General features: G+C 61.7%; 15 protein-coding genes. All 15 read right to left on the bottom strand.

Annotated features, from left to right (window positions below):
* Window positions 1-30 precede the first annotated feature (30 nt).
* A complete protein-coding gene (gene rnhB, locus QQ992_RS06120) occupies window positions 31-654 on the bottom strand; it encodes a ribonuclease HII (protein WP_286112618.1) in 624 nt (207 codons plus the stop codon).
* A 1-nt stretch (window position 655) separates the two neighbouring features.
* Window positions 656-1,783: a lipid-A-disaccharide synthase gene (lpxB, locus tag QQ992_RS06115; RefSeq protein WP_286112617.1), complete on the bottom strand. Its 1,128-nt coding sequence runs from the start codon at window positions 1,781-1,783 to the stop codon at window positions 656-658.
* A 1-nt stretch (window position 1,784) separates the two neighbouring features.
* Complete coding sequence (lpxA, locus tag QQ992_RS06110; protein WP_016712927.1) at window positions 1,785-2,561, bottom strand: acyl-ACP--UDP-N-acetylglucosamine O-acyltransferase; 777 nt, start codon at window positions 2,559-2,561, stop codon at window positions 1,785-1,787.
* Window positions 2,558-2,998 (bottom strand): 3-hydroxyacyl-ACP dehydratase FabZ, encoded by a 441-nt coding sequence (gene fabZ, locus QQ992_RS06105; RefSeq protein WP_003252314.1) that lies wholly within the window; start codon window positions 2,996-2,998, stop codon window positions 2,558-2,560. Before fabZ ends, lpxA begins: the two co-directional genes overlap by 4 nt.
* Window positions 2,999-3,112: 114 nt before the next feature.
* Window positions 3,113-4,168 carry a UDP-3-O-(3-hydroxymyristoyl)glucosamine N-acyltransferase gene (lpxD, locus tag QQ992_RS06100; protein WP_286112616.1) on the bottom strand — a complete coding sequence of 352 codons (1,056 nt, stop codon included), beginning with the start codon at window positions 4,166-4,168 and terminating at the stop codon, window positions 3,113-3,115.
* A 1-nt stretch (window position 4,169) separates the two neighbouring features.
* Window positions 4,170-4,673, bottom strand: coding sequence for an OmpH/Skp family outer membrane protein (locus QQ992_RS06095; RefSeq protein WP_012270843.1), 504 nt, complete (start codon window positions 4,671-4,673; stop codon window positions 4,170-4,172).
* Between the two features lie 44 nt (window positions 4,674-4,717).
* Window positions 4,718-7,078, bottom strand: coding sequence for an outer membrane protein assembly factor BamA (gene bamA, locus QQ992_RS06090; RefSeq protein WP_286112615.1), 2,361 nt, complete (start codon window positions 7,076-7,078; stop codon window positions 4,718-4,720).
* 73 nt (window positions 7,079-7,151) lie between these two features.
* Complete coding sequence (gene rseP / locus QQ992_RS06085; RefSeq protein ID WP_286112614.1) at window positions 7,152-8,504, bottom strand: RIP metalloprotease RseP; 1,353 nt, start codon at window positions 8,502-8,504, stop codon at window positions 7,152-7,154.
* A 33-nt stretch (window positions 8,505-8,537) separates the two neighbouring features.
* Window positions 8,538-9,728 (bottom strand): 1-deoxy-D-xylulose-5-phosphate reductoisomerase, encoded by a 1,191-nt coding sequence (ispC, locus tag QQ992_RS06080; protein WP_105946801.1) that lies wholly within the window; start codon window positions 9,726-9,728, stop codon window positions 8,538-8,540.
* Window positions 9,725-10,540: a phosphatidate cytidylyltransferase gene (locus tag QQ992_RS06075; protein ID WP_286112613.1), complete on the bottom strand. Its 816-nt coding sequence runs from the start codon at window positions 10,538-10,540 to the stop codon at window positions 9,725-9,727. The genes ispC and QQ992_RS06075 overlap by 4 nt, the downstream gene beginning before the upstream one ends.
* On the bottom strand, window positions 10,540-11,295 hold the full coding sequence (gene uppS, locus QQ992_RS06070; RefSeq protein ID WP_016712933.1) for a polyprenyl diphosphate synthase: 756 nt from the start codon (window positions 11,293-11,295) through the stop codon (window positions 10,540-10,542). The genes QQ992_RS06075 and uppS overlap by 1 nt, the downstream gene beginning before the upstream one ends.
* Before the next feature lie 15 nt (window positions 11,296-11,310).
* Window positions 11,311-11,868, bottom strand: a complete 558-nt coding sequence (gene frr, locus QQ992_RS06065) for a ribosome recycling factor (RefSeq protein ID WP_016712934.1) — start codon at window positions 11,866-11,868, stop codon at window positions 11,311-11,313.
* Window positions 11,865-12,608, bottom strand: coding sequence for a UMP kinase (pyrH, locus tag QQ992_RS06060; protein WP_003252294.1), 744 nt, complete (start codon window positions 12,606-12,608; stop codon window positions 11,865-11,867). Before pyrH ends, frr begins: the two co-directional genes overlap by 4 nt.
* Before the next feature lie 180 nt (window positions 12,609-12,788).
* Window positions 12,789-13,652, bottom strand: a complete 864-nt coding sequence (gene tsf / locus QQ992_RS06055) for a translation elongation factor Ts (protein WP_105946802.1) — start codon at window positions 13,650-13,652, stop codon at window positions 12,789-12,791.
* A gap of 185 nt (window positions 13,653-13,837) precedes the next feature.
* Window positions 13,838-14,575, bottom strand: coding sequence for a 30S ribosomal protein S2 (gene rpsB / locus QQ992_RS06050; protein WP_003252287.1), 738 nt, complete (start codon window positions 14,573-14,575; stop codon window positions 13,838-13,840).
* Between the last annotated feature and the right edge of the window lie 122 nt (window positions 14,576-14,697).

Genomic DNA, 14,697 nt, shown 5'->3' with positions numbered 1-14,697 from the left:
GCGTAATGCCTGCAGGAACGCCTCGGGGTGTCAGATCAGGGAATCGGTAACGCCTTCACGTGCTTCCCAGGCCGCCCGCACAGGGGCAAAGGAACGCCGATGAATGGGCGTAGGCCCCAACCGAGCCAGGGCCTCGAGGTGCACCGGCGTGGGGTAACCCTTGTGCCCACCAATGCCATACCCTGGGTAAATCTGCTCGAAGGCACTCATCTCCCGGTCTCGGGTCACCTTGGCCAGGATCGAAGCCGCCGCGATTGCCGGCACCTGGCTATCGCCCTTGACCACAGGCGAGGCCGGTACGGCCAGCTTCGGGCAGCGGTTGCCATCGATCAGGGCCAGTTTCGGCGTGATGTGCAGGCCTTCCACCGCACGCTGCATGGCCAGCATGGTGGCCTGCAGGATGTTCAGGCGGTCGATTTCCTCGACCTCGGCACGGGCGATACAGAAGCTCAGCGCCTTTTCACGGATTTCGTCGAACAACGCCTCGCGCTTGGCTTCGGTGAGCTTCTTCGAATCGTTCAGGCCAAGAATCGGGCGCGCAGGATCGAGGATCACCGCCGCCGTTACCACCGCGCCACACAGTGGGCCACGGCCCACTTCGTCAACGCCGGCGACCAGGTCCTCGACCAGGTTGAAGTCCAGTCCAATTTGCATGTCAGCGGTCCTTGAGCAGGGCCAGTACCGCCTCGGCCGCCTGATTGGAGGCGTCACGGCGCAGGGTGCGGTGAATTTCGTCGAAACGCTCGGTCTGCCGGCTGCCATCGCGCACCAGCGGCGCAAGGGTATTGGCCAACGCTTCGCTGGTCGCAGCGTCTTGCAGCAGCTCGGGCACCAGTTCGCGCTGGGCAAGCAGGTTAGGCAAGGACACGTAAGGGCTCTTCACCAGGCGCTTGAGGATCCAGTAGGTCAATGGTGCAAGGCGGTAGGCCACCACCATTGGGCGCTTGTACAACAACGCTTCCAGGGTGGCAGTGCCCGAGGCGATCAGTACCGCGTCACAGGCCGCCAAGGCTTGGTGCGACTGGCCATCAAGCAGGGTCAGTGGCAATTGACGCCCTTCGAGCATCTGCTCGACCTGGGCGCGCCGCGCGGCGTTGGCGCAAGGCAGTACGAAGCGCACGCCCGGCACCTGCTGGCGCAGATGCTCGGCGGCATCAAGGAACAACGCCCCCAGGCGCCCTACTTCGCCACCCCGGCTGCCCGGCATCAGGGCAACTACCGGCCCCTCGCCCAAGCCCAGCGCAGCGCGCGCGGCCGGGCGGTCTGCCTCAAGCGGTATGGTGTCGGCCAGCGGGTGACCGACAAAGCGCACCGGCACACCCTGCTCTTCATAGAACCGCGCCTCGAACGGCAACAGCGTCAGCATCAGGTCGCAGCCTTCGCGAATCTTCAGCACACGCTTCTGCCGCCACGCCCAGACCGACGGGCTGACGTAATGCACAGTCTTGATCCCGGCCTGACGCAGTTTCAGCTCGATGTTGAGGGTGAAGTCAGGGGCGTCGATGCCGATGAATACATCCGGCTTTTCGTCGATCAGCGTCTGGATCAGCAGCTTGCGGCGCTTGAGCAACTCGCGCAGGCGCCCCAGCACTTCGACCAGGCCCATGACAGCCAGGCGCTCCATGGGGAAGTACGATTGCAGGCCTTCGGCTTCCATCAACGGGCCGCCAACGCCAATGAAACGCACATCCGGGTGGCGCGCCTTGAGGGCACGCATCAGGCCGGAACCCAGAATATCGCCGCTGGCCTCACCTGCGACCAAGGCTACGCAAAGCGGGGCCATGTCAGCGGGTGATGCCGCGGGCGGAGTTCACGATCGACTGGCGGAACAGTTCGACCTCAGGGTGTTGCGCGGCCATTTCCGCCAACTCCTTGAGCGCGTCTTCGACGGTCAGGCCCTGGCGGTAGACAATCTTGTAGCAACGGCGCAGCACATGGATCACCTCGTCGCTGAAACCGCGACGGCGCATGCCCTCGAAGTTCATGCTACGGGCTTCGGCCGGGCTGCCAAACACGGTAACAAAGGCCGGAACGTCCTTGCCAATCGCGGTACCCATGCCGGAAAACGCGTGGGCGCCGATATGGCAGTACTGGTGCACCAGAGTGTAGCCGGACAGGATCGCCCAGTCCCCCACATGCACATGGCCGGCCAGGGCCGTGTTGTTGACCAGGATGCAGTGGTTGCCAATGACGCTGTCGTGGCCGATGTGGGCATAGGCCATGATCAGGTTGTGGTCACCCACGGTGGTTTCGGCGCGGTCCTGAACGGTACCACGGTGAATGGTCACACCTTCACGGATCACATTGTGGTCACCGATCACCAGGCGCGTCGGTTCACCCTTGTACTTGAGGTCCGGGGTGTCTTCACCGATCGAGGAAAACTGAAAGATACGGTTGTGCTTGCCGATGCGGGTCGGGCCTTTGAGCACAACATGCGGGCCGATAACGGTGCCCTCCCCGATTTCCACATCGGGGCCAACGATCGACCAAGGGCCGACCTCGACGCCATCGGCCAGTTTGGCCGACGGGTCGATAATGGCCCGAGGATCAATCGAATTCATAGGGAGCGTTCCGCGCAGGTGATCTCTGCCGAGCAAACCGGCTTGCCGTCGACCAAAGCACGGCACTCGAATTTCCAGATCATGCTCTTGCGGCTGAGGAACTTGGCTTCCAGCACCAACTGGTCACCCGGCAGTACCGGTTGACGGAAACGCAGCTTGTCGGAGCCGACGAAGTAGTACAGGGTGCCGTCGGCCGGCTTGGCATCGAGCATCTTGAAGCCAAGGATGCCGGCCGCCTGGGCCATGGCTTCGATGATCAGGACACCCGGCATGATCGGGTGCGCCGGGAAGTGGCCATTGAAGAACGGCTCGTTGATGCTGACATTCTTGTAGGCACGAATGCTCTGGGCCTCGAAGTCCAGATCCGTCACTCGGTCCACCAGCAGGAACGGGTAACGGTGAGGCAGGTATTCGCGAATCTCGTTGATGTCCATCATTTCGGGGGGGAAGCCTGTAATAAGAATAGGGAGCGCAGGTGCTGACCACACGCTCCTTTTGCAATCCAAAGAGGAGCCAGCTAGCGACTGTTCACTCTTGCTCAGGGAATGGTATCAGCCTTCTGATGTCGGCAGGCCACCTGAGGTCACGGTATCGACGCGTTTTTCCAGCTGCTGAAGGCGCTTGGCCATGTCATCGAGCTGACGGATACGCGCAGCGCTCTTGCGCCAGTCAGCCAAAGGCTGCATGGCTGTGCCGGATGAATAGGAACCGGGTTCGGTGATCGAACGGGTTACCATTGTCATCCCGGAAACAAATACGTTATCGCAAATATCAATGTGCCCTACCAGGCCCACGCCGCCGGCCAGCATGCAATGCTTGCCGATGCGCGTACTGCCGGAAATGCCCACGCAAGCGGCCATGGCCGTGTGGTCACCGATCTGCACGTTGTGGGCGATCTGGATCTGGTTGTCGAGCTTTACCCCGTCGCCGATCCGCGTGTCGGACAGCGCACCACGGTCGACGGCAGTATTGACGCCGATTTCAACGTCATCACCAATGGTGACGCCGCCAATCTGGGCGATCTTGCGCCAGATGCCTTTCTCATTGGCAAAGCCGAAGCCTTCGCCGCCGATCACGGCACCCGACTGGATGACCACTCGCTTGCCGATGGTTACGTCGTGATACAACGTCACCCGCGGCGCCAGCCAGCCGCCTTCACCTACAACGCAACGCGCACCGATGAAGCAATGTGCGCCGATGCTGACATCAGCCCCGATGCGCGCACCGCTTTCGATAACCGCGAACGGCCCGATGCTGGCGCTGGCGTCCACCTGTGCATCCTCAGCCACCACGGCGCTGGGATGGATTCCCGCCACAGCCTTGGGTTTGGGGTCGAACAGGTGGGAAATACGCGCATACGCCTGGTACGGGTCGGCCACGATCAGGGCATTGCCAGCGAAACTTTCGGCATCCGCAGCCTTGAGCAATACCGCACCCGCCTGGCAGTTATCCAGGTACTTGCGGTACTGCGGGTTGGCGAGGAAGCTCAATTGACCGGGGCCTGCCTCCTGCAAGGTGGCCAGCCCGGTAATCTGCAACCCCTCGGGCCCCTTGAGGGTGGCACCGAGGGCCTCGGCCAGCTGGCCTAGCGTCATGGTCACACTCATATCAACGGGCTTGGTTCATGCGCTCGATGACTTGGCGGGTGATGTCGTACTGAGGCTTGACATCGATGACCGCACCACGCTCGAGGACCAGGTCGAAACCGCCCTTCTTGATCACTTCCTCGACAGCACCATCCAGCTTCGGCTTCAGTTGCTTGAGCATATCGCGATCGGCAACGGCTTTGGCTTCGTTCAGTTCCTTGGACTGGAACTGGAAGTCACGGGCCTTTTGCTTGAACTCGAGCTCCAGGCGCTCACGCTCCTGCTGCTGCATCTTGTCGCCGCCCTTGATCAGGCGGTCCTGGATGCCCTTGGCGCTGCTTTCCAGGCTTTTCAGCTTGGTCAGTTGCGGGCCGAACTTCTTCTCGGCATCAACTGCGTACTTCTTGGCAGCATCCGATTCCAGCAGGGCCATCTGATAGTTCAGCACGGCAACCTTCATTTCGGCGAATGCCGGGGTGGCGACCAGCGCCGCGGCCACTACGGCCAGTTGAGCCAATTTACGCACGATGCACTCCTGGATAAACCGTTGTCATTAAGCAGGGGCCGACCTTAGAAGGTCTGGCCCAGAGAGAATTGGAACACCTGGGTATCGGCATCGTCCGGCTTCTTCACCGGCATTGCCAAGCTGAAGCTCAGCGGGCCCAGTGCGGTAATCCAGGTCACACCAAGACCAACCGAGCTGGCCATGCCCGAGAAACCGACTTTCTCGCAATCAGGCTTGTTGCCGCAATTGGTGTCGAACACGTTACCGACGTCCCAGAACACGGAGGTGCGCAGCGAACGCTGGTCCTTGACGAACGGCAGCGGGAACAGCAACTCGGCACCACCTTGCACCAGCACGTTACCACCGAACGGCAACGGATCCTGATCCGGGTCGCGGATGGTACCCGGCTTGCCACCGTCGGCCTCGCCGCGGCTAGGCGTACTGCGTGGGCCCAGGCTGCTGTCCTTGAAGCCACGGACGGAGTTGAAGCCACCCGCGAAGTAGTTCTCGTAGAACGGCAGGCCGGAGGTGCTGCCGTAACCGTCACCATAGCCCAGCTCGGTGTGCAGGCGCAGGGTGTAGTCATTGGTGATCGGCTTGAACAGCTGGCCGCGGTAGTCGAGCTTGAAGAACGACAGGTCGCTACCCGGAATGGTGGATTCCAGAGTCAGGCTTTGCGAGTGACCACGGGTAGCCAGCACACCTTTGTTCAAGGTCGACTCGGACCAGCCGATCGAGGCCTTGAAGTTCAGGAAGTTGTCGCCTTCCTGCTCGAGGAAATCGAAGATCTCGTCAACGGTGTACTTACCGGTCTTGATCTTGTCCTGCTGCACGCTCAGGCCATAGGTCAGGCGCGAAGTTTCGCTGATCGGGTAGCCCAGGCTCACGCCGGCACCGTAGCTGTCCACCGCATAGCTGGCCACGTCGACATCGAGGTCGTCGTAGTCGGTGCTGCGGTAGAAGGCGTTGTAGCCCAGGCTGACGCCGTCGGCCGTGAAGTAGGGGTCCACGAAGCCGAAGTTGTAGCGGGTCTGGTATTCCGAACGGGTCAGGCCGACGGATACCTTGTTACCGGTACCCAGGAAGTTGCTCTGGCTGATCGAACCACCGAGGATCAGGCCGGCGCTCTGAGCGAAACCGACGCTGGCGGTGATCGAACCGGAGGCCTGCTCTTCGACGCTGTAGTTGACGTCGACCTGGTCGTCGGTGCCCGGCACCGGCGGGGTCTCTACGTTGACTTCCTTGAAGAAGCCCAGGCGCTCCAGACGGGTCTTGGACTGGTCGATCAGGTAGGTCGAAGCCCAGCCGCCTTCCATCTGGCGCATTTCGCGACGCAGCACTTCGTCTTCGGTCTTGGTGTTGCCGCGGTAGTTGATGCGGTTGACGTAGGCACGCTTGCCCGGGTCGACCACGAACATGATGTCGACCGTGTGCTCCTGGTCGTTCGGCTGAGGCACGCCGTTGACGTTGGCGAAGGTATAGCCTTCGTTACCCAGGCGGCGGGTGATCAGCTCGGAGGTAGTGGTCATCACCTTGCGCGAGAACACCTGGCCCGGCTGCACCAGCAGCAGCGACTTGACCTGGTCTTCCGGCACTTTCAGGTCACCGGACAGCTTCACGTCGCGAACGGTGTACTTCTCGCCTTCGTTGATGTTGACGGTGATGTAGACGTGTTTCTTGTCTGGCGTGATGGACACCTGGGTGGAGGCGATGTCCATGTTGATGTAGCCGCGGTCCAGGTAGTAGGAGCGCAGACGCTCCAGGTCGCCGGACAGTTTTTCGCGGGCGTACTTGTCGTCGTTCTTGAAGAACGACAGCCAGTTGGTGGTCTTCAGCTCGAACAGCTGCCCCAGGGTTTCATCGTCGAACACGTTGTTGCCAACGATGTTGATGTGCTGGATGGCAGCGACGGTGCCTTCGTTGATCTTGATCTTCAGCGCGACGCGGTTGCGCGGTTGCGGCACCACTTCGGCGTCGACCTCGGCCGAATAGCGGCCCTGGGCCACGTACTGGCGCTGCAGTTCGTTACGCACGCCTTCGAGGGTGGCACGCTGGAAGATCTCGCCTTCGGCCAGGCCCGATTGCTTCAGGCCCTTCATCAGGTCTTCGGTGCTGATCGCCTTGTTGCCTTCGATCTCGATGCTCGACACCGACGGGCGCTCGACCACGTTGATGATCAGCACATTGCCATCGCGGTTCAGCTGAATGTCCTGGAAGAACCCAGTCTTGAACAGGGAACGGGTCGAGTCCACCAGGCGGCGGTCGTCGGCCTGGTCGCCGACGTTCAGCGGCAGGGCACCGAACACACTGCCAGCGGAAACCCGCTGCAGGCCGTTGACGCGAATATCGGAGATGGTGAAGGACTCGGCGTGAACTTCAGCGATCATCAGTGCGGACATGACCGCAGTTAGCAGCAGACGTTTCATGAAGTCCTTTTATTCCAACTGGCAATAAACAACCCGCCGCGACAACACGGCAGGTTCGCAATTGAGCGAAGCTTTATAGTCGACCCAGATCGTTGATCAGGGCGAGCAACATCACCCCTATGACCAAACTGATACCGATCTGGACCCCCCAACCTTGCACCCGATCCGACAGCGGACGACCGCGCGCCCACTCGACCAGGTAAAACAGCAAATGCCCCCCATCCAGTACCGGGATGGGCAACAGGTTAAGAACCCCCAGGCTTATGCTCAGGTAGGCCAGGAAATTCAGGAAATCCCCCACGCCGGACTGGGCCGAAGCGCCCGCCACTTTAGCAATGGTTATCGGTCCACTCAAGTTTTTTACCGAGAGCTCTCCGAACAGCATTTTCTTCAGCGACTCGAGGGTCAGGACGCTCATGTTCCAGGTGCGCGACAAGCCCTCACCCACCGCTTCCAGCGGGCCGTAGCTGACTTCGCGGAGCATGCTGGCAGGCCATTCGCCACCTTTTACCCCGGCACCCAGATAGCCACCGACTGCTTTGCCCTCGCCTTTGCGGGCCAAGGTCACCGGAACGTCCAGGGCCGCGCCATCACGCTCCACGCGCACCACGACTTTGGCATCCGGGCGCGCACGCACACTGTCGACAACCTGTTGCCATTCGCTCACGGCCACGCCATCGACGGCCAGCAGTTTGTCACCGGTTTTCAGGCCCGCAACGGCAGCTGGCCCCTTCGGATCGATCTCGGCGAGTACGGGCACGATCGCCGGGCGCCAAGGGTGCAGACCAAGCGACTGGATCGGGTCCGGCTCGTCGGCGCCCTTGAGCCAGCTGTCCAGTTTGACCTGCAACTGGCGCTCGGCAGTGGCGCCTTCGTCGAGCACGCCAACCTGCAAAGTGCCGCTCTCGCCCAGACGGCGAACCAGCTGCAGATTGACCGCTGACCAACCGTTGGTCGGCTTGCCGTCAATGGAAACGATTTCCTGACCTGCGGTCAGGCCAGCCGACGCAGCCAGGCTGCCACTGTCGACCGCACCGATCACCGGACGGACCTGCTGGGTACCGAGCATTGCCAGCACCCAGAAGAACAGGATGGCCAGCAGGAAGTTGGCAATCGGGCCTGCCGCGACGATCGCGATACGCTGGCGAACCGACTTGCGGTTGAACGACTGCCCGGCCAGCGCAGGCGGCACATCGCCCTCGCGCTCATCGAGCATCTTCACGTAGCCACCCAGCGGAATCGCCGCGACCACGAACTCGGTACCGTGGCGGCCATGCCAGCGCAGCAACGGCGTGCCGAAGCCCACCGAGAAGCGCAGCACCTTGACGCCGCAGCGGCGCGCCACCCAGAAGTGGCCGAATTCGTGGAAGGTGACCAGCACACCCAAGGCCACGAGGGTGCCGATAATCATGTAGAGCGCTGTCATGTCCATCTCCGAATGATGTTCAGCAGGCCGGCTTCAGCGACCGTGACGCCTCAGCCACTCACGGGAAAGCTCCCGGGCACGCTGGTCGGCGGCAAACACCGCATCCAGCGATGGCAGCGGCACGACGGGCTCTTGGTCGAGCACCTGTTCGATCATACCCGCGATCTCCGGGAAGCGGATACGCCGCCCAAGAAATGCCTCGACTGCCACCTCGTTGGCTGCGTTGAGCACAGCGGGTGCACTGTTGCCGGCCTCGGCAGCCTGCCGCGCCAGGCGCAGGCAAGGGAAGCGCTGTTCGTCGGGCGCCTGAAAATCCAGACGGGCGATGGCGAACAGGTCCAGCGGTGCCACTCCGGAGTCGATCCGCTCGGGCCACGCCAGGGCATTGGCGATCGGCGTGCGCATGTCCGGGTTACCCAGCTGCGCCAGCACCGAACCGTCCACATAGTCGACCAGGGAGTGGATCACGCTCTGCGGGTGCACCACCACCTCGACCTTGGCCGGCGCGGCATCGAACAGCCAGCAGGCTTCGATCAGCTCGAGCCCCTTGTTCATCATGCTGGCCGAGTCGACGGAAATCTTGCGCCCCATCGACCAGTTAGGGTGCGCGCAGGCTTGTTCCGGGGTCACGTCCAGCAGTGCCTCGACCGGTGTTTCACGGAACGGGCCGCCGGACGCCGTGAGCAGGATCCGGCGTACGCCGACCGCGCTCAGGCCGCGCGCATAATCGCCGGGCATGCACTGGAAAATCGCGTTGTGCTCGCTGTCGATTGGCAACAGCACGGCACCACTGCGCCGTACCGCCTCCATGAACAGCGCGCCAGACATCACCAGGGCTTCCTTATTGGCCAGCAACACCTTCTTGCCCGCCTCGACGGCCGCCAAGGTAGGACGCAGGCCGGCCGCACCGACAATGGCTGCCATCACGGCGTCCACTTCCGCTGCCGAGGCCACCTGGCAAAGCCCGGCCTCCCCCTCCAGCACTTCGGTAGCGCAACCGACCGCAGCCAGGCCTTCGCGCAGCCGCACAGCAGCCTCAGCGCTCGGCACCACGGCGAACGCCGGACGATGGCGCACGCACAGGGCCAGCAATTCATCGATACGCGAATAGCCGCTGAGGGCAAACACCTGGTAGCGGTCGGGGTGCCGCGCAATCACATCCAGCGTGCTCAGGCCGATGGAGCCAGTGGCCCCGAGCACGGTAATACGCTGCGGGCGACTCACATCACACCCCATTCGGCAGCCCACAGCAGCACAGCGAAGATCGGGATCGCTGCGGTCAGGCTGTCGATGCGGTCCAGCACACCACCATGGCCAGGCAGCAGGTTGCTGCTGTCCTTGATGCCGGAGCGGCGCTTGAACATGCTCTCGGTCAGGTCACCGACCACCGAGGCCATCACCAGCAACGCAGCGCCCAGCAGGCCCAGCAAGAGCTGGCCAAAGCCCCAGTCGCGGCTGATGCCGACACCCAGGGTAATCAACAGGCTGACGGCCAGGCCGCCATACACACCTTCCCAGCTCTTGCCAGGGCTGACCTGCGGGGCAAGCTTGCGCTTGCCAAACGCCCGGCCAGAGAAGTACGCGCCGATGTCGGCAGCCCAGACCAGCACCATGACCGAGAGAATCAGCCAGTTGCCCAGCGGCCAGTGCTTGAGCAGTACCAACCCCTGCCAGGCTGGCAGCAACACCAGCAGGCCAATCAGCAACCGACAGGCGGCACTGGCCCACAGCTCGCTGCTGCGCGGATAAGTAAGCACCAGCCAAGTGGCCAGCCCCCACCAGATCACCGCAGCGCCCAACACCCAGGGCGCCAGCTCCGGGAGGATGTACAGCAGCATCAGCGCCCCGGCGACCACCAAGGCATAGGCAATGCGCAGCGGCTGGGCCATGAGCCCGGCCAGGCGCGCCCACTCCCAGGCGCCAAGGGTCACCACGAAGCCGATGAACAGGGCAAAGTCCCCACCGTTGAGCAGGAAAAAACCGCCCAGCGCGATCGGCAGCAGGATCAGCGCGGTAATGATGCGTTGTTTAAGCATTAAGCACGAGCTCCAGCCTCGACCTGCTCGCTGGTCTTACCGAAGCGGCGCTGGCGCGAAGCGAAATCGGCCAGGGCATTGCGCATGGCCTCGTGTTTGAAGTCCGGCCAGTACAGGTCGGAGAAGTACAACTCGGCATAGGCCAGTTGCCACAACAGGAAATTGCTGATGCGGTGCTCGCCACCGGTGCGGATGCACAGGTCCGGCAGCGGCAGCTCGCCGGTTGCCAGGCATGTCTGCAGCAGACCCGGAGTGATGTCTTCCGGGCGCAGGTGCCCGGCTTGCACTTCCCGCGCCAGCCGCTGGGCGGCCTGGGCGATATCCCACTGGCCACCGTAGTTGGCTGCGATCTGCAGGATGAAGCGATTGTTGCCGGCGGTCAGCGCCTCGGCTTCGCGCATGGCGGCCTGCAACTCAGGGTGGAAACGCGAACGGTCACCGATGATGCGCAGGCTGATGTTGTTCTCGTTGAGGCGCTTGGCCTCACGGCGCAGGGCCGAGAAGAACAGCTCCATCAACGCACCAACCTCTTCGGCCGGGCGCTGCCAGTTTTCACTGGAGAAGGCGAACAGGGTCAGTACCTCGACCCCGGACTTGGCACAGACTTCGATGACAGCGCGAACGGCGTCGACACCCGCCTTGTGCCCGGCAACGCCGGGCAGCAGGCGCTTTTTCGCCCAGCGGTTGTTGCCATCCATGATGATCGCGACATGACGCGGCACCGAGGACGGTGCCGCCAACTTGGACTTTTCCATTAAAAAACCCCGGCCTTAGACGGCCATCAGGTCCTTTTCCTTGGCTTTGTAAGCAGCATCGACTTCAGCAATGAACTTGTCGGTCAGCTTCTGGATCTCGTCCGCCGCGCGACGTTCTTCGTCTTCGCTGATTTCCTTGTCCTTGGTCAGCTTCTTCAGGTCGCCCAGGGCATCGCGGCGCACATTGCGCACAGCGACCTTGGCATCCTCGGCCACACCGCTGGCCTGCTTGGTGTAACCCTTGCGGGTTTCCTCGGTCAGGGCCGGCATCGGCACACGAATGGTGGTACCGGCGCTGGACGGGTTCAGGCCCAGGTCGGAGGTGAGGATGGCCTTTTCGATGGCAGCGCTGAGGTTCTTGTCGTGCGCGACAATCTTCAGGGTGCGGGCATCTTCGACGGTGATCGCGGCCACCTGGTTCAGCGGCATCTCGCTACCCCAGGCAGTGACCTTGACGCTGTCCAGGATGCTTGGGTGGGCGCGACCGGTGCGGATTGCCGCGAGGTTGCGAGCCAGGGCTTCGATGGACTTGCCCATGCGCTCCTGCGCGTCTTTCTTGATGTCGTTGATCATGCTTGGCCTTCCTCGATCAGAGTACCTTCAGCGCCACCCACCACGATGTTCAGCAGGGCGCCAGGCTTGTTCATGTTGAATACCCGCAATGGCATCTTGTGGTCACGGCACAGGCAGATTGCGGTCAGGTCCATCACACCCAGCTTGCGATCCAGGACCTCATCGTAGGTCAGGTGATCGAACTTCTCGGCGTGTGGGTCCTTGAATGGATCGGCAGTGTACACACCATCGACCTTGGTCGCCTTCAGCACCACGTCGGCATCGATTTCGATGGCGCGCAGGCAGGCCGCGGAGTCGGTGGTGAAGAACGGGTTGCCGGTACCGGCGGAGAAAATTACCACATCCCCGGAGTTGAGGTGGCGAATAGCTTTGCGACGATCGTAATGATCGGTGACACCGACCATGGAAATGGCCGACATGACCAGGGCCGGGATGTTCGAGCGCTCCAGCGCATCGCGCATGGCCAGGCCGTTCATCACGGTGGCCAGCATGCCCATGTGGTCACCGGTGACGCGGTCCATGCCGGCTGCGCTGAGCGCGGCGCCGCGGAACAGGTTGCCACCACCGATCACCAGGCCGACCTGGACACCGATCCCTACCAGCTGGCCAACTTCAAGGGCCATGCGATCCAGCACTTTCGGGTCGATCCCGAAGTCTTCCGAGCCCATCAGGGCCTCGCCGCTAAGTTTGAGCAAAATGCGTTTATAGCGAGGTTGGCGACCACTCACCTGCTGAGCCATTGCGAGTCTCTCCTGCGGCGTACTTTTAGAAAATTCGTGCGGGCTGTTTGCAGCCTGCTAACTGTAGCGTGGCACCGTTTTGGTGCCAGCGGCGGCGAGTTTTATAAACCCTTCGCCGTTTTGACAAAGAGGCTGCGCGCGTGAGCGGGCAGCCTCTTTTGGGCGACAGACGGGGCTGTCTTACTGCTTGGCAGCAGCTACCTGAGCGGCAACTTCAGCAGCGAAGTCGTCGACTGGCTTCTCGATGCCTTCGCCTACTTTGAAGTAGGTGAAGGAAACGATTTCAGCGCCGGCTTTCTTGGCCAGTTCGCCAACCTTGACTTCCGGGTTCATGACGAAAGCTTGCTCTTTCAGCGAGGCTTCGGCTTTGAACTTGGTGATACGGCCGTTGATCATGTTCTCAACGATGTTTTCCGGCTTGCCGGCGATCTTGTCGGCGTTCAGCTGCAGGAAGACACCCTTCTCGCGCTCGATGGCCTCGGCGGAGATTTCCGACGAATCCAGGAACTCAGGGTTCGAAGCTGCAACGTGCATGGCGATGTTCTTGGCCAGCTCGACGTCGCCGCCTTTCAGGACAACGACAGCACCGATCTTGTTGCCGTGCAGGTAGGCACCGACAACGTCACCCTCAACGCGCACCAGGCGACGGATGTTGACGTTCTCGCCGCACTTGGCAACCAGGGCTTCACGAGCAGCTTCACGCGAAGCGATCAGCGGAGCAGCGTCGGTCAGCTTCTCGGCGAAGGCTTGCTCGAGGCTTTCGGCTACGAAGTTCTTGAAGTCGTCTTGCAGGGCCAGGAAGTCGGTCTGCGAGTTCACTTCCAGCAGGACGGCGGATTTACCGTCGGTCTTGACCGCGATAGCGCCTTCAGCTGCAACGTTGCCAGCCTTTTTGGCGGCCTTGATGGCGCCCGAGGCACGCATGTCGTCAATGGCTTTCTCGATGTCGCCGCCGGCCTTTTCCAGGGCCTTTTTGCAATCCATCATGCCTTCGCCGGTACGCTCGCGCAGTTCTTTTACCAGCGCTGCAGTAATTGCTGCCATTTCAAAATCCTCTTGGAAAGTTTTTCAACCATTCCACCCGCTCGTCACGGGCGTTCAATTCTGCTAATCCGCTGTTTTCATTTCAGCAAGCCCATGATGCGGGGCCGATGCTGACAGCAGGATTTCAAGGTGGCAAAAAGGGGGCAGAGCCCCCTTTTTGCGTGCCAAGTAGACGCTAGCGCCTATTACTCAGCAGCAGGTGCAGCCGCTTCTTCAGCGTAAACTTCGGTGCCACCGGCAACGTTGTTGCGGCCGCGGATGACTGCGTCAGCCATCGAAGTCATGTACAGCTCGATAGCGCGGATGGCGTCATCGTTACCCGGGATGATGTAGTCAACACCTTCAGGGCTGCTGTTGGTATCGACAACGCCGATAACCGGGATGCCCAGCTTGTTGGCTTCGGTGATCGCGATGCGCTCGTGATCAACGTCGATAACGAACAGAGCGTCTGGCAGACCGCCCATATCCTTGATGCCGCCCAGGCTGCGATCCAGTTTTTCCAGGTCGCGGGAGCGCATCAGGGCTTCTTTCTTGGTCAGCTTGGCGAAAGTGCCGTCTTCGGCCTGGGTTTCCAGGTCGCGCAGACGCTTGATCGAAGCGCGGATGGTCTTGTAGTTGGTCAGCATGCCGCCCAACCAACGGTGGTCAACGTATGGCGAACCGCAACGAGCAGCTTGCTCGGCGACGATCTTGCCGGCGGAACGCTTGGTGCCGACGAACAGGATCTTGTTCTTGCCCTGGGCCAGGCGCTCAACGAACGACAGAGCGTCGTTGAACATTGGCAGGGTTTTTTCCAGGTTGACGATGTGGATCTTGTTACGCGCGCCGAAAATGTACTTGCCCATTTTCGGGTTCCAGTAACGGGTCTGGTGGCCGAAGTGCACACCGGCCTTCAGCATATCGCGCATGTTGACTTGGGACATGATAGTTCCTTGATAAGTCGGGTTGGGCCTCCACGTATCCCAATGACCAACCCGCGAATTTCGCAACTCGGGGCACCCAGGTCATCGTGTCGACACGTGTGTGGGTTTAAGTGCTGACGGGG

It is taken from the genome of Pseudomonas kurunegalensis (assembly GCF_030291635.1).
GTDB lineage: Bacteria > Pseudomonadota > Gammaproteobacteria > Pseudomonadales > Pseudomonadaceae > Aquipseudomonas > Aquipseudomonas monteilii.
Note: the sequence above shows the minus strand (reverse complement) of the source record. Positions and strands in the feature narration are given on the sequence as shown.